Annotated in this window: 15 protein-coding genes and 1 pseudogene; 9 read left to right on the top strand and 7 right to left on the bottom strand. The window is 72.4% G+C overall.

The window, feature by feature from the left end:
• Nucleotides 1–9 precede the first annotated feature (9 nt).
• Nucleotides 10–603, bottom strand: a complete 594-nt coding sequence (locus ABZY33_RS16935; RefSeq protein WP_356492346.1) for a DUF6542 domain-containing protein — start codon at nucleotides 601–603, stop codon at nucleotides 10–12.
• Nucleotides 604–850: 247 nt separating this feature from the next.
• Here ABZY33_RS16935 and ychF point away from each other — a divergent pair, with 247 nt between their 5' ends.
• Nucleotides 851–1,939 (top strand): redox-regulated ATPase YchF, encoded by a 1,089-nt coding sequence (gene ychF, locus ABZY33_RS16930; protein WP_356492345.1) that lies wholly within the window; start codon nucleotides 851–853, stop codon nucleotides 1,937–1,939.
• A gap of 13 nt (nucleotides 1,940–1,952) precedes the next feature.
• Here the strand turns inward: ychF and ABZY33_RS16925 are convergent.
• Nucleotides 1,953–2,155 (bottom strand): annotated as a pseudogene (locus ABZY33_RS16925) (Uma2 family endonuclease); the annotation flags it as partial.
• 159 nt (nucleotides 2,156–2,314) lie between these two features.
• A complete protein-coding gene (locus ABZY33_RS16920; protein WP_356492344.1) occupies nucleotides 2,315–5,092 on the bottom strand; it encodes a glycosyl hydrolase family 65 protein in 2,778 nt (925 codons plus the stop codon).
• A 764-nt stretch (nucleotides 5,093–5,856) separates the two neighbouring features.
• On the opposite strand from ABZY33_RS16920, the gene ABZY33_RS16915 reads away from it, so the two are divergent.
• The 6 genes from ABZY33_RS16915 to ABZY33_RS16890 all read left to right on the top strand — a co-directional run bounded on the left by ABZY33_RS16915 (nucleotide 5,857) and on the right by ABZY33_RS16890 (nucleotide 13,463).
• On the top strand, nucleotides 5,857–6,990 hold the full coding sequence (locus ABZY33_RS16915) for a pyridoxal-phosphate dependent enzyme (RefSeq protein ID WP_356492343.1): 1,134 nt from the start codon (nucleotides 5,857–5,859) through the stop codon (nucleotides 6,988–6,990).
• 226 nt (nucleotides 6,991–7,216) lie between these two features.
• The gene (locus tag ABZY33_RS16910) at nucleotides 7,217–7,969 is read left to right on the top strand and encodes a GntR family transcriptional regulator (protein ID WP_356492342.1); all 753 of its coding nucleotides are present in this window, start codon (nucleotides 7,217–7,219) and stop codon (nucleotides 7,967–7,969) included.
• 1,350 nt (nucleotides 7,970–9,319) lie between these two features.
• The gene (locus ABZY33_RS16905) at nucleotides 9,320–9,526 is read left to right on the top strand and encodes an SPOR domain-containing protein (protein ID WP_356492341.1); all 207 of its coding nucleotides are present in this window, start codon (nucleotides 9,320–9,322) and stop codon (nucleotides 9,524–9,526) included.
• 21 nt (nucleotides 9,527–9,547) lie between these two features.
• Entirely contained in the window at nucleotides 9,548–9,964 is a 417-nt protein-coding gene (locus tag ABZY33_RS16900) for a (deoxy)nucleoside triphosphate pyrophosphohydrolase (RefSeq protein WP_356492340.1), read from the top strand.
• Between the two features lie 170 nt (nucleotides 9,965–10,134).
• The gene (locus tag ABZY33_RS16895) at nucleotides 10,135–10,551 is read left to right on the top strand and encodes an ATP-binding protein (RefSeq protein ID WP_356492339.1); all 417 of its coding nucleotides are present in this window, start codon (nucleotides 10,135–10,137) and stop codon (nucleotides 10,549–10,551) included.
• Between the two features lie 218 nt (nucleotides 10,552–10,769).
• A complete protein-coding gene (locus ABZY33_RS16890; protein ID WP_356492338.1) occupies nucleotides 10,770–13,463 on the top strand; it encodes a SpoIIE family protein phosphatase in 2,694 nt (897 codons plus the stop codon).
• A gap of 21 nt (nucleotides 13,464–13,484) precedes the next feature.
• Here the strand turns inward: ABZY33_RS16890 and ABZY33_RS16885 are convergent, their stop codons facing one another.
• From ABZY33_RS16885 to ABZY33_RS16870, 4 genes are read right to left on the bottom strand one after another with little or no spacing between them, the layout of a single operon-like run.
• Nucleotides 13,485–14,258, bottom strand: a complete 774-nt coding sequence (locus ABZY33_RS16885; RefSeq protein WP_356492337.1) for a succinate dehydrogenase/fumarate reductase iron-sulfur subunit — start codon at nucleotides 14,256–14,258, stop codon at nucleotides 13,485–13,487.
• Entirely contained in the window at nucleotides 14,255–16,204 is a 1,950-nt protein-coding gene (locus tag ABZY33_RS16880) for a fumarate reductase/succinate dehydrogenase flavoprotein subunit (RefSeq protein WP_356492336.1), read from the bottom strand. The genes ABZY33_RS16885 and ABZY33_RS16880 overlap by 4 nt, the downstream gene beginning before the upstream one ends.
• A 16-nt stretch (nucleotides 16,205–16,220) precedes the next feature.
• Nucleotides 16,221–17,057, bottom strand: coding sequence for a hypothetical protein (locus tag ABZY33_RS16875; protein WP_356492335.1), 837 nt, complete (start codon nucleotides 17,055–17,057; stop codon nucleotides 16,221–16,223).
• Nucleotides 17,058–17,091: 34 nt separating this feature from the next.
• A complete protein-coding gene (locus ABZY33_RS16870) occupies nucleotides 17,092–17,382 on the bottom strand; it encodes a hypothetical protein (protein WP_356492365.1) in 291 nt (96 codons plus the stop codon).
• Nucleotides 17,383–17,787: 405 nt separating this feature from the next.
• Between ABZY33_RS16870 and ABZY33_RS16865 the strand changes: the two genes are divergently transcribed.
• Both ABZY33_RS16865 and typA read left to right on the top strand, forming a co-directional pair.
• Entirely contained in the window at nucleotides 17,788–19,995 is a 2,208-nt protein-coding gene (locus tag ABZY33_RS16865) for an ABC transporter family substrate-binding protein (protein WP_356492334.1), read from the top strand.
• Nucleotides 19,996–20,255: 260 nt separating this feature from the next.
• Nucleotides 20,256–22,163 (top strand): translational GTPase TypA, encoded by a 1,908-nt coding sequence (typA, locus tag ABZY33_RS16860; RefSeq protein ID WP_356492333.1) that lies wholly within the window; start codon nucleotides 20,256–20,258, stop codon nucleotides 22,161–22,163.
• Nucleotides 22,164–22,901: the final 738 nt, after the last annotated feature.

Below are 22,901 nucleotides of genomic sequence, written 5' to 3'. Positions count from 1 at the left end.
ACGGTCGCTCTACGCGGTGCGTCCGCGCGGGGAGGTGGTCGCGGATCGACCGGCGCGCCGTTGGGCCGCCGCCCGGCGGATCACCAGCCGCACCCGGCGGGCGGCCACGATCAGGCCGGCGAGGAGCGTGCCGGCGTAGAGCCAGCCCGCGTTCAGGGCGAGGGTCGTGAAGACCCCGGCGAGCCGCGCACCGAGCCCGCCCCCGCCGTCGGCGATCGGCAGAGCCCCGACGGCGAACGCGATCGGCACCGCGACCGGCGCCGTCACCAGGTCCGCCTTGCGCACCCACGCCGCGGTCAGGCCGCTGACGAGCACGAACAGCACGCCGTACACGCCGGCCGCGCCGCCGAGGAGCAGCTCGTCCAGGAAGCCGAGCACCAGCATCGCGGCGGTGCAGAACAGGCCGCTGCCCAGACCGGTCAGCCGCGGGTTCGGGAACCGGCGCAGCGCGAGCACGACGGGCGGCAGCGGGCGCCCCGGGCGGGCGCTCCGGTGGACGGTCCCGGCCCCGGCGCGCGCGGCTCTGCCGCCCTGCGCCTGCGGCGGCAGCGGGGCCGTGCGGCGGGGGCGGGGCTGCGGGGGACGCGTCCTGGGTTGCTCCACCCGCCCAACATAGGTGGGCTTATGTGCGGAATAGGCCGTGGGACACGCACTTTGGCCGAGCTTGACTGTCGGACGGTTCTTCCGGGCCGGCTCCGGGCCGTACGGGTGGCCGCCTGTGGGCGGGGCGGCAGCCGCTCGGGTGTTCGACGGGTCGCCGGGCGGGGTGCGGCCAGGCCGTAGACTGGTGGACTGCCCACCCCCATCAGTCCATGGCCATCAGCGCCCACCACGTACGGGAAGTCGCAACGTGTCGCTCACGATCGGAATCGTCGGTCTGCCCAATGTCGGCAAGTCGACCCTGTTCAACGCCCTGACCAAGAACGACGTGCTCGCGGCCAACTACCCGTTCGCCACGATCGAGCCGAACGTGGGCGTGGTCGGCGTCCCCGACAGCCGCCTCACCAAGCTGGCGGAGATCTTCAGCTCGCAGAAGGTCCTCCCGGCGACGGTCGACTTCGTCGACATCGCGGGCATCGTGCGGGGTGCGTCCGAGGGCGAGGGCCTGGGCAACAAGTTCCTGGCGAACATCCGTGAGTCGGACGCGATCTGCCAGGTCATCCGCGCGTTCAAGGACGAGAACGTCGTGCACGTCGACGGCAAGGTCTCGCCCAAGGACGACATCGAGACGATCAACACCGAGCTGATCCTCGCCGACCTCCAGACCATCGAGAAGGTCCTGCCGCGGCTGCAGAAGGAGTCGCGGATCAAGAAGGACGTCGTGCCGAAGGTGAAGGCGATCGAGGAGGCCCAGGCGATCCTGGAGAAGGGCGACACCCTCTTCTCGAAGGGCATCGTCCAGGGCAGCGGCAACGAGGAACTCCTCCACGACCTGCACCTCCTCACGACCAAGCCGTTCCTCTACGTCTTCAACGTGGACGAGGACGAACTGGTCGACGACGCCTTCAAGGCAGAGCAGCGCGCGCTGGTCGCCCCGGCGGAGGCGATCTTCCTCAACGCCAAGCTGGAGCAGGATCTCGCGGAGCTCGACGAGGAGGACGCGATGGAGCTCCTGGAGTCCGTCGGTGCCGAGGAGCCGGGCCTCGCGACCCTGGCCCGCGTCGGCTTCACCACCCTGGGCCTGCAGACCTACCTGACGGCCGGTCCCAAGGAATCCCGCGCCTGGACCATCAAGAAGGGCGCCACGGCCCCCGAGGCGGCCGGCGTCATCCACACGGACTTCCAGAAGGGCTTCATCAAGGCGGAGGTCATCTCCTTCGACGACCTGGTGGAGACGGGCTCGGTTGCGGACGCCCGCGCGGCGGGCAAGGCGCGCATGGAGGGCAAGGAGTATGTGATGCAGGACGGGGATGTGGTGGAGTTCCGCTTCAACGTGTAGCCGGATGGTCGGCCGTCGTCACCAACAGATCCGGCTCGGGCCGATTGCGTTGATCGAGTCTGATGGTCATCTCCCGCCCGACCGTTACATCGGCGGGCGCCTGTTCCATAAGAGCCACAGCTCGGTGTGGCGCGGTGCTTCCGGAAGCCGGTCCAGGTCTTCCGCGAACCAGCCTTCCGCGCGGGGCGGGCGCATCCGGTCGGGCGGTGCGGGCATGGCTCAACCGTAGCGACTCGGTGAGGTCCGGGCCACGAGAACCACGACGGCGAGATCACCCTTTCGTTCCCAGCTCCCCCGCGCCTGCACCGAGCGTGCCTCGCGTCGACGGGGCGGGGTTAGCGGGGCGGGTCCAGGCAGACTCGCCTGCAACTCCCCCTACCGCACCACCACTTCCCCCATGCCCTCCACCCCCGCCCCCGTCTCCGTCACCCGTACGAACCGTCCCGTCCTTCCCGGCATGAAGCGGTGCCACCGATTCCCGTCCGTCGAGGTCTCGGTTCGGTAGGCGTGGGTGCCCGTCACCGTTACCTGGAAGAGGGGGCGCGCCGTGCCCAGGTCCACCGTCAGGGTGGCGCCGGGGTGGGACGGGAGCCAGGTTGTGGCGGGGTTGCCGTCGACCGCCGCGGTCGCGTACTGGCCCGGGTCCTCGGACGTCGCCGTCACCGGACGGCAGCGCGCCAGGTCGGTGGTCGGGGTGAGGTCCGGGCGCCGGGTCCGCAGCGTGACCCCGGCCGGGGTCACCCGCGTACGGCCCTCCGGCGTGTCCAGGGTGAACGGGGTGCCGGACGTCAGGCGCACCGTCGTGCGTTCGGCGCCGATCGCCACGTCGTAGGTTCTGCCGCGCCACTGGAGGCCCCTGACCGTGACGCCCGTCGACAGTTGCGGGGGCAGCATCGGGTCCAGGTGCACGGCGTCGTCGTCCCGGAGCCGGAGTCCGGTCAGGCCGTGCGTGAACACCTGGAGGAAGCCGCCCTTGCCGGTGAGGAAGTCCTGCGCCGGCGAGCCCGCCAGCGCGTCCCCGGCGCCCGCCTTCTCCCCGCGCGCCTCCGAGAACGTACCGAAGGGACCGCGGAAGAACGGCCGCGACGCCCTCTCCAGGAACGTGTACGTCGCACAGCCCGGCTCACCGATCGCCGCCGCCGCGACCGCGTGCACCGAGTCCGTCATCGCGGGGCCATCCCGGTCGGTGTGCGCCGCGTAGTGGTCGAGCGTCGCGGCCGCCGCGCCCGGCGGCATCGGGCGCCAGTCCAGCGGGTACAGCAGCAGCACGGCGTCCGCCTGCTTGATGTCGCTGCCCTCGCCGTCGATGGCGTAGCCCTCGTACTGGAGGAAGACCTTGCGGCCGGCGTCGTAGGGGATGCGCAGGCCCGCCGCGATGCGGGTCCAGGCGGGGTCGGGGCGCCGGCCGGTCAGGCGCGCGGCGCGGGCCGCCGCGCGCAGGGCCGTCGCGGCGACGGCGTTGGTGTAGACGCCGTCGTCCACGCCGTTGCTGTACTCGTCCGGGCCCGCGACGTCCTTGATCGAGTAGGTGGTCCCGCCGGACTTCTCGGCGTTGCTCGTCACCCGTGACGTCCAGTACCGCGCCAGCCCCTCCAGCAGCGGCCAGCCTTTCCGGCGCAGCCACGCGCGGTCGCCCGTCGCCTGGTAGTACTGCCAGGCCGCCAGGGCGATGTCCCCCTGGAGGTGGTTCTGGAGGACGCAGTGCGGCGGGTACCAGCTCTGGCACTCATTCCACAGCTTCCCCGAACTCGCGCTGGTCCAGGGGTACATGAGTCCGCTCACGGAGGTCTTGCGCGCGTTGTCCGCCGCCGCCCCGCGGGTGCGGTAGCGGTAGTCCAGGACGGGTTCGGCCAGCCGGGGGTGCGTGGCCAGCACCGCGGGGAACATCCACGTCTCCGCGTCCCAGAACACCATGCCCGCGTAACTGTCGCTGCTCAGGCCCGTCGGCGCGATGCTGTCGGCCGAACCGGCCCGCAGCGAGGCCAGGATGCCGTACTGGGCGGCACGTACCTGCTGTTGCAGGGTGGGGCGGTGGGGGAGTTCGATGTCCGAGGCCCACAGTCTCCGCCAGGCGGTGGTGTGTTCGTCCTTCAGCGCCGCCCAGCCGGCCGCCGCCGCGCGCCGGGACGCGCGGACCGCGTCCGCGTGCGGGGAACGCGAGGTCAGGGCGGTGTCCACGCCTACGTACTTGAACACGTCGTAGCCGGGAGCGGCATCCGGTTCGGAGCGGGTGGCCCTGCTCCGGCCGGTGGCCGTGAAGTCCGCCGTCTGGGTCGTGGCCATGGCCGCGGGGCTGCGGTGGGCGGGGCGGACGCGGCCCGGTGCGCGCAGAGTGGAGGCCACCGTGCCGTTCGTCCGCGTCCCGTCGGTGACGAAGTCCGCCGCCATGGTCCACTTGCCCGCCGGGCCCGCGCCGCGGGGCGCGAGCCGCCGGGCGCCCGCGGCGTCGACGCGGTCCGTGACCGTGACCCGGCCGCTCCAGTGCGGCGTCACCCGCAGGTGGACCGCGCCGACGTGCGGACGGGCCCGGTCCGCCAGCACCTCGTACGTCAGGCCCGTGCGGCGGCCGTTCCCGTGCAGCCAGGTGAGCGAGGTACGGATGATGCCGCAACGCAGGTCGAGACTCTGCCGGTAGTCGCGGACGCGGCTGCGCGGGCCGTAGGTCTCGCCGTTCGCCCGCACGTCGAGGGCGGTCCAGGTCGGCAGGGCCGCCAGCGCCTGGCGGTGCGCGGTCCGGGCGGGGCCGCGGGCGTAGAGGCCGGAGACGAAGGCGCCGTCGTAGGGGTGCGTGTAGAGCGGCCAGCCCGTCTTGGCGTCCGGGGCGCCGGGCGCGGCGTAACCGGTGCCGGTGGGTGGGACGCGGATGCCCAGGTAGCCGTTGGCGGCGTAGGCGTGGAAGGGGTTGTCGGGCGGGAGGGGGGTGTGGGTGGTGAGGGTCCAGGTGGGGGCGTTGCATTGGGGGGTGGGGGAGGTGGTGGGCGCGGGTGCGGGCCCAGTGGCTGCGGTGGTGGGAGCGGTGCGGGTGGCTGAGGCAGCGGAGGCCGTGGGGAGCAGCGGGGACGCGAGGGCGGAGGCCAGCGCGAGAGTGGTGACGAGACGGGTTGCGGAGGGCACGGGTCGAGGGTGGGGTGCGGGGGATGGGGTGTGCGGCATGCGCGCCGGTGGTGTCGGTGGGGCGGGGTGCGCGGTGCGGCTGAATGGAGGGGGACGGCTGGGCCGGGTCTGTCTGGAGGGAGCGGTCGGCCGGGCTGTCCCGGCAACCCCGGTCACGCCGGCTGGCCGGCGGGCTGGGCAAGCTCGACCGTCCCGGTCACCCCGGTTGGGCGGCAGGCTCGACCGCCCCGATCACCTCGGCTGGCCGGCGGGCTGGGCAAGCTTGACCGTCCCGGTCACCCCGGTTGGGCGGCAGGCTCGACCGCCTCGGTCGCCCCGGTTGGCCCGGCAGGCTCGACCGCCTCGGTCACTCCGGTTGGGCGGCAGGCCGGCACGCTTGACCGCCGCGGTCGCTCCGATTGCCCGGCAGGCTCGGCAAGCCCGATTGCTCCGATCGCCCCGGTCACTCTGGCAGGCCCGGCAGGCTTGACCGCCCCGGTCGCCCCGGTTGGCCCGGTCGCCCCGGTCGCCCCGGTTGGCCCGGCAAGCTCGACCACCTCGGTCACTTCGGTTGGGCGGCAGACTCGGCGGGATCGACCGCCCCGGCCACGCCGGTTGGGCGGCGGGCCAGGCCCGGCAGGCTCGACCGCCCCGGTCGCCCCGGTCGCCCCGGCTGGCCCGGCAGGCTCGGTTGGCCCGGCAAGTCGGGCCGGCCCGACCGCCCCTGACAACCCCCGGCAGTCCCGGCAACCTCGACCGAACCGAAAGCCCTGACAACCCCCCGCCGTACGCTCCCGCATGGCCGAGCTGCCTAGGGTGCTGCCATGACTGTCCTTCCCGGCTGTTACTGCCCCCTCGACGGAACCCGCGTTCCCTCCGGATCGCTCGACTGGTGCTGCCCGGCCTGTCGCGGGCCGCTCGATCTGGACTACTCGCCGACCCCCGCGCCGCTCAAATCTCTTGCCGGGCGGGTCAATTCGTTGTGGCGTTACGCGGAATGCCTGCCGATCCCCGTAGCCGAATGCAGCCTGGGGGAAGGGCGGACGCCCGTGGTGGGGCTGACGGACACCGTGTCGGCCAAGCTCGATTTCCTCATGCCGACCCTGTCGTTCAAGGACCGCGGAGCCGTCATGCTCGCCGCGCTCGCCACCCGGCTGGGTCCGGAGCGGGTGGTCGCCGACAGCAGCGGCAACGCCGGGACGGCCGTCGCGGCGTACTGCGCGCGGGCCCGGCTGCCCTGTTCCGTGTACGTTCCCGAGGGCACGTCGGCCAAGAAAATGGAGCAGATCGGGGCGCACGGGGCGCGGCTCGAGGTGGTCGCCGGGGACCGCGAGGCGACCGCGCGGGCGGCGCGCGAGGCGGCGGACGAAGCGGGCGTCTTCTACGCGAGCCACGTCTACAACCCGTACTTCCTGCACGGCACCAAGACCTACGTGCACGAACTCTGGGAGGACCTAGGCGGGCGCCTCCCCGACGTCCTGGTGCTGCCGGTCGGCAACGGAACCCTGCTCCTCGGTGCCGCTCTCGCCGTCGCCGAACTCCATACCGCGGGGCTGATCGACCGGCGGCCCGCGCTGCACGCCGTACAGGCCGCGAACGTCGCCCCGCTCGCCGCCGCCTGGCGGGCCGGCGCGGACGACCTGACCGGGGAGGCGGTGGCCGGCGAGCCGACGTTCGCCGAGGGCATCGCCATCGCGCGGCCGCCCCGGGCCCGGCAGATCCTGCGGGCCGTACGGGAGTCCGGCGGGGCCTTCCACACGGTGACCGAGGATCAGATCCGGCATGCCCAGCTCGATCTGGCCTCGCGCGGGCTGTTCGTGGAGTCGACCGGCGTCGCCTGCTGGGCCGCGACCCGCGAGGGAGGCCCCCTCGGTGCCGTCCTGAACGGGCGCGCCGCCGTCGTGCCTCTCTGTGGCGCCGGTCTGAAGACTGGCCTGGCCGATCCGGAGGCGGTCTGAGGGCGGGGGCGCTGTCGAGATGTTTGCGGGCGGTCCCGTTCGCACAGTTGATTACAGCGAGGATGTATGAAAACTGCACTACCGAAAGAAAGTTGCTGCGTAAAGCCTGCGAAGGCTGCATGTCATCACTTCGAGTGATTCCCTGGCCTTTGCTTGCACGTCTCAACCTACGGTTGTCAGGCTGTTGCTGTCTGTCGATCTGACGGAGAGGCGAGGGGAAGAACCAGTGACATTCGGTGAGCAGCCGGCGTACTTGCGCGTTGCGGGAGATCTGCGCAGGAAGATCGTCAACGGCTCACTGCCGCCGCTCACCCGCCTCCCCTCCCAGGCCCGGATCCGCGAGGAGTACGGGGTCTCGGACACGGTCGCCCTGGAGGCGCGCAAGGTCCTCATGGCCGAGGGGCTCGTCGAGGGGCGTTCCGGTTCGGGCACGTATGTGCGGGAGCGGCCGGTGCCGCGGCGCGTGGCCCGGTCCGGGTACCGGGCGGGCAGCGGCTCCACCCCGTTCCGGCAGGAGCAGGCCGATCCCGCCGCGCGCGGCACCTGGGAGTCGCGCAGCGAGCAGGTCGACGCGGACGCGGACGTCGCCGAGCGGCTCGGCGTCCGGGCCGGTGACCGCGTGATGTGTACGCGGTATGTGTACCGGGACGCGGGCGAGACGGTGATGCTGGCGACGTCGTGGGAGCCGCTGGCCGTCACGGGCCGCACGCCGGTGATGCTGCCCGAGGAAGGGCCGCTGGGCGGCTGCGGCGTCGTCGAGCGCATGGCGGCGATCGACGTGATCGTGGACAACGTGACGGAGGAGGTCGCCGCCCGCCCCGGCCTCGCCGAGGAGTTGAGCGCACTCGGCGGTGTGCCGGGCCATGTCGTCCTCGTCATCCACCGGACGTTCTTCGCCTCGGGCCGGCCGGTGGAGACGGCGGACATCGTGGTGCCGGCGGATCGCTACCGCATCGCGTATCACCTACCGGTGAAGTAAGCCCGGGGCTCCGCCTCCGGGGGCCTGGCGCCGCTTTCGGGTCGGGCGCCGCTACCGGGTCGGGCCCCGCTTGCAACTCGGGCTCCGCTTGCGGCCCGGGCCCCGCTTCGGGCCCGGCACCGCCTCCGGTCCGCCCCCGTTGCCGGGCCGCCCCTCCGTTTTCGGGCCGGGCGTTGCCTCCGGGCCGGCCCCGCTTCCGGGCCGTGTCCCGCCTGGGCGCCGCACCCGGCCCCCGGGCCACACCCCGCGCCTCCGGTCCGCCCCCGTTGCCGGGCCGCCCCTCCGTTTTCGGGCCGGCCCCGCTTCCGGGCCTTGTCCCGCCTGGGCCCCGCACCAGGCCCCCCGGGGCACACCCCGCGCCTCCAGGCCGAGCGCCGTTCCGGCCCCCCCGCCCCCTGCCGCTCACCCACAGCCGCCCCGCGCTCCGCCTCCGGAATGGGCGCGCCTCCGGCGGGGCCCCGCCCCCACACCGCACCCTCCTCCGAGCCGAGTGCCGTTCGGACTCCGCCGCGCCGCGCCCCGCTGACCACCCGCTGCCGCCCCGCGCTCCGCGTCCGGCCGGGCCCTCCTCCCGCCCCGGACCCGCCGCGAGGGTCGGGCGCCGTTCCGGACCCCCGCCCCGCCCTGCCGATCACCCACTGCCGCCCCGCGCCCCGCCTCCGCAGCCGAGCGCCGTTCAGACCCCGCCCCGCCGCTGGGCCGGTCCCCCCTTCCGGCCGGGCCCCGCTTCAGACCCGCTCCCGCTTGCACCCCGCACCCCGCCCCGAGCCGAGCACCGTTCCGCCCCCACCGCGCCCCGCCCTGCCACGCCCCCACCCCAGTCCATACCGCCCAAGCCAAAGCCAAGCAGGAAACGGTCAAATCCGGCCGTTCTCGCCCCGGGTCCCGGCCGGGTCGCCCTCGGCGCCGTCGGCCGGCCCGGGGGAGTACTCCTCGCCCCCGCAGCGCGGACCGCCCACGTCGCGACGCGCTCGCCGAACTGCCCGGCGGCACGAACGTGGCCGTCGCCTGCACCACGAAGAGCAGGTACCGCCGGCCCCGCTGACCGGCCCTGGTGGCGAAGGCCGGCCCGTCCGGACCGGGGCCGACGGCACCGACCACCCCCCCGGTCGCGCCGAAGCCGCGCCGTCCCGCCCGAGCCCGCCGGGACCAGAGGGGCGCATCGAAACGGATGCGCCCCTCCGGCGTGGCCGCGCGGGCGCTTGTGATGGCTCATTGCGTACCTCTTTGTGCCAATCCGTATCCGCTCCGTGAAGGTCAGGCGTAGGCTCGGGCATATGCGGAGTGCGGTTTCCTCAGGCGTCCCAGGGGGCGGGCATGCGGGCTGGAGTCGGGGAGTGGAGGGGCGCGATGAATGACGGCACGACCACTCTTCCGTGGCTGGTCATCCGGGAGGATGACAACGGGAACCGCTACCGAGTCGGAAGGTTCGCGACCAGGGCCGAAGCCCAGCGCACCGCCGACAGCCTCGGCGACCATGAGCACCAGCAGCTCTACTGCGTCGAGCGCCTCGGTGCGCGCAAGCCGGGCCCGGAGCAGAACGGCACGGCGCGCTGACGGAGCCGTAGGCTCCGGCCCATGCCCACTGCACCTTCTCCGAAAGAGCCGACCGTGGTGGTCGCCGCCGCCCTCTACGACCGTGCGGGCCGTCTCCTGGCCGCGCGCCGCAGCGCCCCGGTCGAACTCGCGGGCCGCTGGGAACTGCCCGGCGGCAAAGTGGAGCCAGGCGAGCGCCCCGAGCACGCCCTGGCGCGCGAGCTGCGTGAAGAACTGGGCGTCGCGGCCGAACCCGTCGACCGGCTGCCGGGCGAGTGGCCCCTGAAACCCGGCTACGTCCTTCAGGTCTGGCGCACCCGGTTGCGCTCCGGCACCCCGGCCCCGCTCCAGGACCACGACGACCTGCGCTGGCTGACGCCGGACGAGGTCTGGTCGGTCGACTGGCTGGATCAGGACGTGCCCGCCGTGCGCGAGGTGCTCCGCCAGGGCCGGCCCTGACCCGGACCGGCGCGCGGGCCGTCGTGGCGTGCGCCGGTGGCATTCCACCCGTACGCCGTCCGTACCACCACACTCCCCTGGACGCGATAGCGGAACGCCCCACCCGGGTATATGCCGATTAACCCTCTGAAACCGGACAGAGTGCTACGCGGGCCAGGGAAGTGATCGGCGTGCTCCACACCGAAGGTGACTACGCCGAGTGGGCCTTCCCCGCCGACCCGACAGCGGTCCGCAGGGCCCGCTCGGCGGTCCGGGCCCAGCTCGCCGCCTGGGACCTCGACGAACTCGGCGACATCACGACCCTGCTGGTCAGCGAGTTGGTCACCAACGCGCTGCGGCACGCCGCCGGCCCGATCGGAGTGCGCCTCTTCCGCCCCGGCACGCCGCACGACGCCCGGGGCACGCTCCTCGTGGAGGTCTCCGACCCGCTGCCCGACCCGCCCCGCGCCCGCACCGCCACCGCCGACGACGAGGGCGGCCGGGGCCTCCAACTGGTCGCCGGGGCGTCCCGGCGCTGGGGAACCAGGCCGGGCGACCCCCGGACGGGTGGCAAAACGGTGTGGTTCGAGCTGGCCCTGCCCGGTTAGACGAAGTCAGACGAAGATCAGATGAGTGGGTGCGGGGCGTCGTGTGTGGGCGCACCTCCACCCTGGGTACGGAAACAGTCGGTCCCGACGGGCCAAAAAGGGTCGGGAGCGTGGTGTGATCGTGAACACCGTGTTGCGCGGCTCCGTAGTGCTGGATACTGCGGGCAGCCGCCCCGGTGACCGGTGCCGGACGTGGTGAGCTGGAGGGGACGGTTCGCGTGAGCGAGATACCAGCGAAGGCCAACATGTCCGAGGGGCACCCGGACACGGCGTCGGCGCGGGATGCGGACCGTGCGCCGCGGGACGGCGGCGGGGCAGCCGCCCCCGACGGCTGGCAGTCGAGCCCGCCCGGTTCGATCTACGACTACATCAAGGTCGCCTCCTTCTCCATCGGGCCCGACGGCCTGATCGACCAGTGGAGCCTGCGGGCCGCGCAGGTCTTCGGCGTCACGGCCGAGGACGCCGTGGGCCGGGACCCCATCGAGGCGTTCGTCCCCGCGGACCTCCGCGAGCGCAGCCACCGCAAGATGGCGGAGATCCTGGACGGCCGGGAGTGGACGGGCAGCGTCCCGTTCCGGATGCCACCCCCTGAGGGCACGGAGGGCGCCGAGGCGTCGGCGGACCGGCCCACCGGCCGCGCCGAGGTCTACGTGATGCCGACCACCACCGAGTCCGGTGAGCGCGCCGCCGTCTGCATCGTCGTGGACGTGCGGACCCTGCGCCGCATCGAGACGGATCTCGCCGCCTCGCAGGCGATTTTCGGCCAATCTCCGTTCGGCTTCCTGCTGTTCGACACGGATCTCAAGGTGCGCAGGACCAACCGCACCTTCACCGCGGTCTTCGGCGGCAAGACCGACGACCACCGCGGCCGCACCGTCCACGACTACCTGCCACGGCACGAGGCCGACCGGGTGCAGGGCGCGCTGCGCCGGGTCCTGGAGACCGGCGAGTCCGTCACCGACATGCAGCTGGTGGGGACCGTCCCGGACTCGTCCGAGCGCCGCCACTGGTCCATCAACCTCTACCGCGTGCACAGCGGTTCGGGCCGGCCCATCGGCATCGCCGGGCTCTCCACCGACGTCACCCGGCGCCACGCCGCCGCCCGCGAGGCCGCGCACGCCCGCCGCAACCTCGCCCTGCTGAACGAGGCGGGTGCCCGCATCGGCAACTCGCTCGACCTGGAGACGACCTCCCGCGAACTCCTCGACGTGGTCGTCCCCGGCTTCTGCGACCTGGCCTCCGTCGACCTGTACCAGGGGCTGCTCGCGGGCGACGAGGCCGCGCTCGGCAGCCACAGCCTGGCCGACGGCAGCGCCGAGCTGCGCCGGGTCGCCGCCGCCAGCGCCGTCGCGGACGTGCCCTTCCTGACCCTCGGCGGCGAGGCCCCGGTCAGCGTCGGCGCCGTGCACCGCTTCCCGTTCAACTCGGCCTGCGCGGACGCCCTGCGCACCGCGCGGCCCCAGCTGCTGCCCGCCGAGCCGGGCGGCCTCGTCCAGTCCACCCTCGCGGTGCCCATGGTCGCCCACGACACCGTCGTCGGGCTCGTGCAGTTCTCCCGGACCAAGGGCAGCGAACCCTTCAACGACCGGGACCGCGCACTCGCCGTGGAGCTGGCCGCGCGCGCCGCGGTCTGTATCGACAACGCGCGCCTGTACCGCCGCGAGCACGAGCGCGCCCTGATCCTGCAGCGCTCCCTCCTGCCGCCCGACAACCCCGAGGCGTCCGGTCTCGACATCGCCTGCCGTTACCTCCCGGGGAACGCGGCGACGGAGGTGGGCGGCGACTGGTTCGACGTCATCGAACTGCCGGGTCACCGCACCGCGCTGGTCATCGGCGACGTCATGGGGCGCGGCCTGCGCGCCGCCGTGGCCATGGGCGAACTGCGCACCGCCGTGCGCACGCTGGCCCTGCTCGACCTCGAACCGGCCGAGGTGCTCAGCGCGCTGGACGAGATCGCCCGCGGCCTCGGCACCCCCGGCGGCGTCCAGCAGGCGACGCGCTCGGCCCGCAGCAAGCCCTCCGACGCCGACCTCTCCGAGGTCTACCTCGCCACCTGCGTCTACGCGGTCTACGACGCCGTCACCCGCCGCTGCACCTTCGCCAACGCCGGCCACCTGCCGCCCGTGCTCGTCGAACCCGGCGACGGCGCCCTCATGCTCGACGTGCCGCCCGGGATGCCGCTCGGCGTCGGCGGCGAACCCTTCGAGGAGGTGGAGGTCGAGCTGCCGGAGGGCTCGCTCCTCGGCCTTTACACCGACGGGCTCGTCGAGTCCCGCGACCACCCGCTGGACGAGGGGCTCTCCGCGTTCCGCGCCGTGCTCGACGACCCGCCCACCCGTCGCCCGGCCGCCACCCCTCAACGACCGGGCTACGCCCGGACCCCCTCCGATTCCCTGGAGGACGTCTGCGACCACGTCCTGACCACCCTCGACACCCACCACGGCGAGGACGACATCGCCCTGCTCCTGGCCCGCGTCGAGGGCCTCCCCAGCGAGAACGTGGGCGACTGGACCCTGCCGCGCGAACCCAAGTCCGTCGGCCGGGCCCGGGAGCTGGCCCGCGAACAGCTGACCGCCTGGGAGCTCGGGCCCCTCGCCGACACCACCGAGCTGCTCGTCAGCGAGCTGGTCACCAACGCCCTGCGCTACGGCGAGGGCGACATCAGGCTCCGGCTGCTGCTCGACCGCACCCTGGTCTGCGAGGTGTGGGACGCGGGGCTCGTGCAGCCGCGCCGCCGCCGCGCCCGCGACACCGACGAGGGCGGCCGGGGGCTACAACTGGTCGGCCTGCTCAGCGCGGCCTGGGGCTCGCGCCGCACCCCGCGGGGCAAGACGGTCTGGTTCGAACTCGCCCTGCCGAACGGGGGGACGGGCCTGGTCGACCCGACGGAGGCGCTGCTCAGCCTCTTCTGACCGCGCCCCCGCCGCCCGCTCTCAGGGGGAGGACCGCCGCCGGATCTTGTTCCCGAGCCACACCACCGGGTCGTACTTACGGTCGGCGGCCCGCTCCTTCAACGGGATCAGCGCGTTGTCCGTGATCTTGATGCCCTCGGGGCAGACCTCCGTACAGCACTTCGTGATGTTGCAGTAGCCGAGCCCGTGCTCGTCCTGCGCGGTCCGCTTGCGGTCGAGCCCGCTCGCCGCGGCCTCGTCCAGCGGGTGCATGTCCAGCTCGGCGACGCGCATCAAGAAGCGCGGCCCGGCGAAGGCCGGCTTGTTCTCCTCGTGGTCGCGCACCACGTGGCAGGTGTCCTGGCAGAGGAAGCACTCGATGCACTTGCGGAACTCCTGCGGGCGGTCGACGTCCTCCTGGGTCATCCGGTACTCACCGGGCCCGACCCCGGCCGGCGGCACGAACGCCGGGACCTCGCGCGCCTTCGCGTAGTTGAAGCCGACGTCGGTCACCAGGTCCCGGATCACCGGGAACGCGCGCAACGGCGTCACCGTGATCACGTCGTCCCGTCCGAAGACCGACATCCGCGTCATGCACATCAGCCGGGGCCGGCCGTTGATCTCGGCGGAGCACGAACCGCACTTGCCGGCCTTGCAGTTCCAGCGCACCGCCAGATCGGGCGCCTGCGTCGCCTGGAGCCGGTGGATGATGTCGAGGACGACCTCCCCGTCGTTCACCTCGACGGCGAAGTCCGCCAGGCCGCCGCCCCCGGTATCTCCGCGCCACACCTTGAAGCGGGCCTCATACGCGCTCACTCGTACAGCTCCCCTTCGGCCAGGTACTTGACCAGCTCCTCCTTCTCGAAGAGGGCCAGCAGGTCGGGGCGGATCGGTTCGGTGGCCTCCCGGACGAGGCTGATCTGCCCGCGCACCGGATCGGTGGCGGCGAGTCCTCCGCTCGGGTCGCGGAGCCGGCACAGCAGGTTGACCGGCCGCCACTCCCGCTCCATCGCCGGGTGGTCCTCGCGGGTGTGGCCGCCGCGCGACTCCGTGCGCTCCAGGGCGGCCCGCGCGACGCACTCGCTGACCAGCAGCATGTTGCGCAGGTCGAGGGCGAGGTGCCAGCCGGGGTTGAACTGCCGGTGCCCCTCGACCCCGGCCCGGCGCGCCCGCACCCGCAGCGCGGCGAGAGCGCGCAGGGCCTGCTCCATCTCGGGCGCGCGGCGGATGATGCCGACGAGGTCGTTCATCGTCTGCTGGAGCTCCTGGTGCAGCGTGTACGGGTTCTCGGGGATGGTGCCCTCCTCGTGGCCCTCGGCGGAGAAGGGGCGCAGGGCTTCGGCGGCGGCCGCGTCCAGCTGGAGTTCGTCGACGACGGGGCGCGCGTCCAGGCCCTGCGCGTACGCGGCCGCGTGCAGACCGGCGCGGCGGCCGAAGACGAGCAGGTCGGAGAGGGAGTTCCCGCCGAGCCGGTTCGAGCCGTGCATGCCGCCGGCCACCTCCCCGGCCGCGTAGAGCCCGGGGACGCCGCGGGCGGCGGCCGTGTCGGAGTCGACGGCGATGCCGCCCATCACGTAGTGGCAGGTCGGCCCGACCTCCATCGCCTCCGCGGTGATGTCGACGTCAGCCAGTTCTTTGAACTGGTGGTACATCGAGGGCAGCCGGCGCCGGATGACCTCGGCCGGCATCCGGGTGGAGACGTCGAGGAAGACGCCGCCGTGCGGGGAGCCGCGGCCCGCCTTGACCTCCGCGTTGATGGCGCGGGCCACCTCGTCGCGGGGGAGCAGCTCGGGCGGGCGCCGGTTGCGGTCCGGGTCCTCGTACCAGCGGTCGCCCTCCGCCTCGGACTCGGCGTACTTCTCCTTGAAGACGTCCGGGACGTAGTCGAACATGAAGCGCTTGCCCTCGGAGTTGCGCAGGACGCCGCCGTCGCCGCGGACCGACTCGGTGACGAGGATGCCCTTGACCGAGGGCGGCCAGACCATCCCGGTGGGGTGGAACTGGACGAACTCCATGTTCAGCAGCGGCGCGCCCGCGAGGAGGGCGAGGGCGTGGCCGTCCCCGGTGTACTCCCAGGAGTTCGACGTCACCTTGAAGGACTTGCCGATGCCGCCGGTGGCGAGGACCACGCTGGGCGCCTCCAGCACGAAGAAGCGGCCGCTCTCGCGCTCGTAGCAGAAGACGCCGGCGACCTTTCCGGCCTCAGTACCGGCGCCGGGCGCATCCTTCAACACCCGTGTCACGGTGCACTCCTGAAAGACCTTCAGACGTGCCTCGTAATCCCCGAACTCCGCCTTGTCCTGCTGCTGGAGCTGGACGATCTTCTGCTGGAGGGTGCGGATCAGCTCCAGGCCGGTGCGGTCGCCGACGTGGGCGAGGCGGGGGTACTCGTGGCCGCCGAAGTTGCGCTGGGAGATCCGGCCGTCGCCGGTGCGGTCGAAGAGCGCGCCCCAGGTCTCCAGCTCCCAGACCCGGTCGGGGGCCTCCCGCGCGTGCAGCTCCGCCATCCGCCACTGGTTGAGGAACTTTCCGCCGCGCAGGGTGTCGCGGAAGTGGACCTGCCAGTTGTCGCCGGAGTTGACGTTGCCCATGGCGGCCGCGATACCGCCCTCGGCCATCACCGTGTGGGCCTTGCCGAAGAGGGACTTGCAGATCACCGCGGTCCGCGCGCCCCGCTCCCGCGCCTCGATCGCGGCCCGCAGCCCGGCGCCGCCGGCGCCCACCACGACCACGTCCCACCGCTGCGGCTCCACCACGCTCATCGTCTCGCCCCCACCATCAGAAGAACCGCGGATCGTCGAAGACACCGGACGCGACCAGGTACACGTAGCAGTCGGCGAACGCGACGCTGAGCAAGGAGGCCCAGGCCAGCTGCATGTGACGGGCGTTCAGCTTGCTGACCCACCCCCACAGCCGGTAGCGCACGGGGTGCTTCGAGAAGTGTCTGAGGCGTCCGCCGACGATGTGCCGGCAGGAGTGGCAGGAGAGCGTGTACGCCCAGATCAGCACGATGTTCAGCAGGAACACCAGGGTGCCCAGGCCCATGTGGCCCCACGCGTAGTGCTCGTCGCGGAAGGCGAGCACGGTGTCGTAGGTGAGGATGCAGGCGACGAGCACGGCCGCGTAGAAGAAGTACCGGTGGATGTTCTGGAGGACGAGCGGGAAGCGGGTCTCGCCGCTGTACTTCTTGTGCGGCTCGGCCACCGCGCAGGCCGGCGGCGACGCCCAGAAGCCGCGGTAGTAGGCCTTGCGGTAGTAGTAGCAGGTCAGCCGGAAGCCGAGCGGGAAGACGAGGATGAGCAGGGCGGGGGACAGGCCCCACCAGCCGCCGAACAGCTCCCAGTTGGGGCCGTGCCGCATCGGCGCGCAGTTCTTGGCGACGCACGGCGAGTAGAACGGCGAGACGTAGGGCGCCGCGTAGTAGTCCGCGTCGGCGAAGGCCCGCCATGTCGAGTAGACGACGAAGGCGAACAGACCGGCCGCGGTCGCGGCCGGGGCCAGCCACCAGCGGTCCGTGCGCAGGTGCGGCGCGGCGATCGCGGCACGGGTCCGGCCGCGGACGCCGGTGCCGCTCGGGGGACGGGGGTCGGTGCTGGGTTCCGTGCCGGTGGCCAAGGAAGCCTCCGCTCGAAGGGACGGGGTGGAGCGGTCAGGGGGCGTGCCGGTTGCGGGCGCCGAGCCCCTCGTCGTCCGAATCGGTCCACAGGGCGCTGTCGTACGGGGTGTCGGAGATCGCTACGAGGCTCTGCGGGCGCCGCGTGCTCTCCGGGTCCGCCAGGGCCGAGGCGCGCAGCAGGGCCACGCTCTCGCGCAGGTGCTCGGTGTCGGCGCGGACCCGGCGCAGGTCCGGGCCGTCGGGGTGGGACGTGAGGCGGGCGACGGCGCGGGCGAGATCGTCGACGCAGCGCTGGATGGTCGTCAGTTCGTCGGTCAGGGACATGACGTGCCTCGCTTCCGCTGGTGCGGCGGAGATGCTCATGCGCCTGCGAGTGTCGCGCGTCACATCACCGTTTGTGAAGGCCGCGGACGGATTGTGCGGGGCGGTTCCCCGCCCCCGAGGCATGCGGCCTCGCCGCAGCCTCCCCTGGAGGTAGCGCACGCAGTGCACACCTCCGGGGGCGCGGGGAACTGCGCGACCAGCCCCCACCGAACCCGCACCCGCGAACACACCCCCCAGGACCCTCACCCCGGCCCCGGATTGAGCCGCACGGGTGGGGTTGCGGTCGGTCCACGCCGTGTCGCCCGCCCCGGCGCCCCCCATCCACTTCAGTGACCCGATAGATGTGATCAACCACATATACCGCCAAACGTGATCAACCGGCCCGCACCGGAGGTAGACGCCGAGATGCATCACCGACCCAGGCGCCCAGGCGCAGCCATCCGCTCGGCCGCGTTCCTCGTGAGCGGCGCGCTCGCCGTGACCGCCCTCGCGGGGTGCGGCTCCGACGACGAGGCCGGGGCCCCCACCGCCCGCCAGGACATCGCGCCCGCCGCCCGCGACCAGATCAGGGACGGCGGCAGCCTGCGCTGGGCGATCGACGCCATGCCCAAGACGCTGAACTCCTTCCAGGCCGACGCGGACGCCGCCACCTCCCGGATCGCCGGCGCCGTCCTGCCGTCGATGTTCCGGCTCGACGCGCAGGGCCGGCCGCAGCTCGACGCCGACTACCTGGAGAAGGCCGAGGTCATCGAGACCGAGCCGAAGCAGGTCGTGCAGTACAAGCTCGACCAGAAGGCGGTGTGGAGCGACGGCCGCGAGATCGGCGCCCCCGACTTCGCCGCGCAGTGGCGCGCCCTGTCCGGCAAGGACAGCGCGTTCTGGACCGCGCACAACGCCGGGTACGACCGCATCGAGAAGATCGAGCGCGGCGCCGACGACCTGGAGGTGCGGGTCACCTTCTCCAAGCCGTACGCGGACTGGCGCGCCCTGTTCTCGCCGCTGTACCCCAAGGACGTCACGGGGACGCCGGCCAGCTTCAACGAGGGCGCCCGCCGCAAGCTGAAGGTCACCGCGGGCCCCTTCGACGTGGGCTCGGTCGACCGGGACGCCGAGAAGGTCACCCTGGAGCGCAATCCGCACTGGTGGGGACAGCCCAGCAAGCTCGACAAGCTCGTCCTCACCGCGGTGCCCCGCGCCAAGCGCGCCACGGCCCTCGCCGCCGGCCGGCTCGACCTGGCGGACGTCGACGCGGGCGGCGCCGAGCGCATCGCCCACGCCGCCCGCGACAAGGGCGCCCCGGGCCCGCTCGCGCACGGCCCGGGCTCCGCGCGCACCCCCGCCCAGGCGCTGCGGTCCTGGGCGATCGCGCACGGCGAGGACGCGGAGGCGGCGGACGCGGAGCTGGCCGCCCGCGCGAAGACCCGCAAGGCCGTCAAGAAGTACGCCAAGGAGCAGGCGGACCTGAACGGCTTCCGGGTCCGCAAGTCGCTCGAACCCGCCTTCACCCAGCTCGCCCTGAACGGCGCCGAGGGACCGCTCGCCGACGAGCGCGTGCGCCGCGCCGTGGCCCGCGCCCTGGACCGCACCCAGCTCGCCGAGGTGGCGCTGAAGCCGCTCGGACTGCCGGTGCACACGGTCGGCAACCACCTCGCCCTGGCCGGCCAGGCCGACTACTCCGACAACAGCAGCGCGCTCGGCGACCAGGACACCGCCGAGGCACAGGCGCTGCTCGCCGAGGCGGGCTGGGTCCCCGGCGGCGCGGCGGAGGAGAAGAAGGAGAAGCCGAGGACGGCGGGGGGCAAGGCCGAGGACACCACGGACTCCCGCGGCGAGGGCGACGACGGCAAGCCCGCCGGCCACGCACCGCTGCTCGGCCCGGGGCCGGTCGCCGCCGCCCAGCACGCCGCGCTCCTGCACCAGGCCCACGCCGTGAAGCTGCGCGCGGCCGATGGGGAGAAGAAGAAGCACACCAGCAGCGAACACGCGGCGTCCGGCGCGTACGCGCCGAAGGGCACCGCCGCTCCGGGCGGCGCCGCCGCGGGCCCGCTGGCCAAGGACGGCAAGCCGCTGACGCTGCGCTTCGTGCTCCCCTCGGGCGAGGGCGCGGAGCAGCTGCGCGCCGTCGCGGACCGGATCACGCAGATGCTGGGCACGATCGGGGTGCGCACGGACATCACGAAGGTCGGGGACGAGAACTACTTCAAGGACCACATCGCGTCCGGCGAGTACGACCTCGCGCTCTACTCCTGGCCCGCCTCCGCCTACCCGGCCACCGACGCCCGGCCGATCTACGCCAAGCCGGTCCCGGCCGCCGACGGCTCGCTCACCGTCGAGCAGAACTACACGCGGGTCGGCACCGACCACATCGACCAGCTCTTCGACCAGGCCATCGGCGAGCTGGACGCCGACGAGGAGCGGAACCTGGTCCGGCAGGCCGACGCCCAGATCTGGGCCGCAGCAGGATCGATTCCTCTCTATCAGCGCCCGCAGCTGGTGGCGGCCCGCGCGAGCCTCGCCAACGCCGGCGCGTTCGGTTTCCAGGAGCCGCGCTACGAGGACATCGGGTACCTGAAGAAGGGGCCGGAGCCGGCCGCGGGGCCCGCGAAGAACTGACCCGCCCCCCTCCTCCAAGCTCAGATCGTGCTCAACTCCCTTGCCCGCGGGACCACCCTGCGGGCAAGGTTCGTATCACCCATTGACCTGCGGTTTCCTCCGTTCCACCGGTGCCTTCGGCCCTCCCCTCCAGGGCCGGAAGCGTCCTCACCCGTCAAGCCACGTACCATGGGGTGAGGCCGTGGCGTGTCCAGCCCGGCAGGGCGCGCGTATCACTGATGTACGCGCAGCCGTCACCTATTCCGGGAGTACGCCGCAATATGGCCACGCGCCACGACATCCGAAACGTCGCTATCGTCGCCCACGTCGACCACGGCAAGACGACCATCGTCGACGCCATGCTCAAGCAGGCCGGCTCGTTCGCCGCGCACGCCGCCGAGTCCCTCGACGATCGCATGATGGACTCGAATGACCTGGAGCGTGAGAAGGGCATCACGATCCTCGCCAAGAACACGGCGGTGAAGTACCACCCGAAGGATGGCGGCGACGTCATCACGATCAACATCATCGACACCCCGGGCCACGCCGACTTCGGTGGCGAGGTCGAGCGCGGTCTGTCGATGGTCGACGCGGTGGTCCTGCTCGTGGACGCCTCCGAGGGCCCGCTCCCGCAGACCCGCTTCGTGCTGCGCAAGGCGCTCCAGCAGCGCCTGCCCGTCATCCTGTGCATCAACAAGACGGACCGCCCCGACTCGCGGATCGACGAGGTCGTCAACGAGACGTACGACCTCTTCCTCGACCTGGACGCGGACGAGGAGCAGATCGAGTTCCCGATCGTCTACGCGTGCGGCCGTGACGGCATCGCGTCGCTGACCAAGCCGGAGAACGGCACGGTCCCGGCCGACTCCACCAGCCTGGAGCCGTTCTTCTCCACGATCCTGGAGCACGTCCCGGCCCCGACGTTCGACGAGTCGGCCCCCCTCCAGGCGCACGTGACCAACCTGGACGCCGACAACTTCCTCGGCCGCATCGCGCTCCTCCGTGTCGAGCAGGGCGAGCTGCGCAAGGGCCAGACCGTCGCCTGGATCAAGCGCGACGGCACGATCTCGAACGTGCGCATCACCGAGCTGCTCATGACCGAGGCGCTCACCCGCAAGCCCGCCGAGGTCGCCGGCCCCGGTGACATCTGCGCCGTCGCCGGTATCCCCGACATCATGATCGGCGAGACGCTGGCCGACCCGGAGAACCCGGTGGCGCTGCCGCTGATCACGGTCGACCAGCCCGCCATCTCCATGACCATCGGCACCAACACCTCGCCGCTGGTCGGCCGGGGCGGCACCGGCAAGGGCGCGCAGGCGAAGTCCGCGGTCAAGGACCGCAAGGTCACCGCCCGCCAGGTCAAGGACCGCCTGGACCGCGAGCTGATCGGTAACGTCTCGCTGCGCGTCCTGGACACCGAGCGCCCCGACGCCTGGGAGGTGCAGGGCCGCGGTGAGCTGGCGCTGGCCATCCTGGTCGAGCAGATGCGCCGCGAGGGCTTCGAGCTGACCATCGGCAAGCCGCAGGTCGTCACCAAGGAGGTCGACGGCAAGACGCACGAGCCCGTCGAGCGCCTCACGGTCGACGTGCCCGAGGAGCACATGGGCGCCGTCACGCAGCTCATGGGCGTCCGCAAGGGCCGTATGGACAACATGTCGAACCACGGCTCCGGCTGGGTCCGCATGGAGTTCGTGGTGCCCTCGCGCGGCCTCATCGGCTTCCGTACGGAGTTCCTGACGAGCACCCGCGGCACCGGCATCGCCCACTCCATCCACGAGGGCCACGAGCCCTGGTTCGGCGAGCTGAAGACCCGCAACAACGGCTCGCTCGTCGCGGACCGCGCCGGCGCCGTCACCGGGTTCGCCATGACGAACCTCCAGGAGCGCGGCGTGCTCTTCACCGAGCCCGGCACCGAGGTGTACGAGGGCATGATCGTCGGCGAGAACTCGCGCGCCGACGACATGGACGTGAACATCACCAAGGAGAAGAAGCTCACCAACATGCGCTCCGCCTCCGCCGACTCCTTCGAGGCGATCGTGCCGCCGCGCAAGCTCTCCCTGGAGCAGTCCCTGGAGTTCTGCCGCGACGACGAGTGCGTCGAGGTGACCCCGGAGGCCGTGCGCATCCGCAAGGTCGTCCTGGACCAGAAGGAGCGCGGCCGCTCCGCCTCGCGCGCCAAGCACGGCTGACACGCCGGTAGTTGACGCGAGCGCCCGGTCCCCCCGAGGGGGTGCCGGGCGCTTCGTGTTGCGGCTAATCTGCCGGTGTCTACGCGGATTGACAACGGCGGACGCCGGACCTCCCCCAACAACGGGTCAAAATCCGTCCGGACGCAAGTGATTAAGTCCACCCCGGTGTCCGATATTCGGGCACCTGTGGTCGATAGATATGTAACACGTCCGTTTCGTGGCCCTCTATCTCGGATCCGTTTGTCCGGATTTTGGGCAATGTACGCATCAGGTGTGATCGAACCGAGACCAAAAGGGTGTGGTCGCCGGAGGCGTCGTGGCTAATAGTTGACGGCGTAGAGCTCGGGTCAATGGGTCACGCGCTGTGGGGAGCGCCGACTCGCGAGCACACTGGGGCATTTCAAACCTTCGCCGTCAGGGGTGTCGGCCGGGTGACTTGTGCCCTCACTTGTAGTGAACAAAGTGGACTCATGAGGAGGAACCCATGCGAGGTGCCACAAGCGCCATATGGGTCGCGTCGTCCCCGATGGCAGGTGTAGGTCCCGCGGGCACGTCCCGTCCCGTCCTGGTGGACGAGGTAACGATCCAGCGTCGCGAACGCTCTTGACGGCTCGGCCCGGGGCCGGCCAGCCGCCGGTCACGGTCCAGGGTTCCTCAGGGGTGGGTTCACCCCAGTCCCCCAGTCGCCGTTCCCCCCTCGCGCGCTTCGAATGACGTACGCCGTGCGAAGGCCGTCGC

Source organism: Streptomyces sp. NPDC006552 (genome assembly GCF_040611655.1).
Classification (GTDB): domain Bacteria; phylum Actinomycetota; class Actinomycetes; order Streptomycetales; family Streptomycetaceae; genus Streptomyces.
Note: the sequence above shows the minus strand (reverse complement) of the source record. Positions and strands in the feature narration are given on the sequence as shown.

What these genes read in the sequence shown, in the direction of transcription:
- ABZY33_RS16870 (WP_356492365.1), bottom strand. Translation starts at nt 17,382, where the DNA reads ATGTCCCTGACCGACGAACTGACGACCATCCAGCGCTGCGTCGACGAT.
- ABZY33_RS16880 (WP_356492336.1), bottom strand. Translation starts at nt 16,204, where the DNA reads ATGAGCGTGGTGGAGCCGCAGCGGTGGGACGTGGTCGTGGTGGGCGCC.
- ABZY33_RS16905 (WP_356492341.1), top strand. Translation starts at nt 9,320, where the DNA reads ATGAATGACGGCACGACCACTCTTCCGTGGCTGGTCATCCGGGAGGAT.
- ABZY33_RS16900 (WP_356492340.1), top strand. Translation starts at nt 9,548, where the DNA reads ATGCCCACTGCACCTTCTCCGAAAGAGCCGACCGTGGTGGTCGCCGCC.
- typA (WP_356492333.1), top strand. Translation starts at nt 20,256, where the DNA reads ATGGCCACGCGCCACGACATCCGAAACGTCGCTATCGTCGCCCACGTC.
- ABZY33_RS16865 (WP_356492334.1), top strand. Translation starts at nt 17,788, where the DNA reads ATGCATCACCGACCCAGGCGCCCAGGCGCAGCCATCCGCTCGGCCGCG.
- ABZY33_RS16920 (WP_356492344.1), bottom strand. Translation starts at nt 5,092, where the DNA reads ATGCCGCACACCCCATCCCCCGCACCCCACCCTCGACCCGTGCCCTCC.
- ABZY33_RS16915 (WP_356492343.1), top strand. Translation starts at nt 5,857, where the DNA reads ATGACTGTCCTTCCCGGCTGTTACTGCCCCCTCGACGGAACCCGCGTT.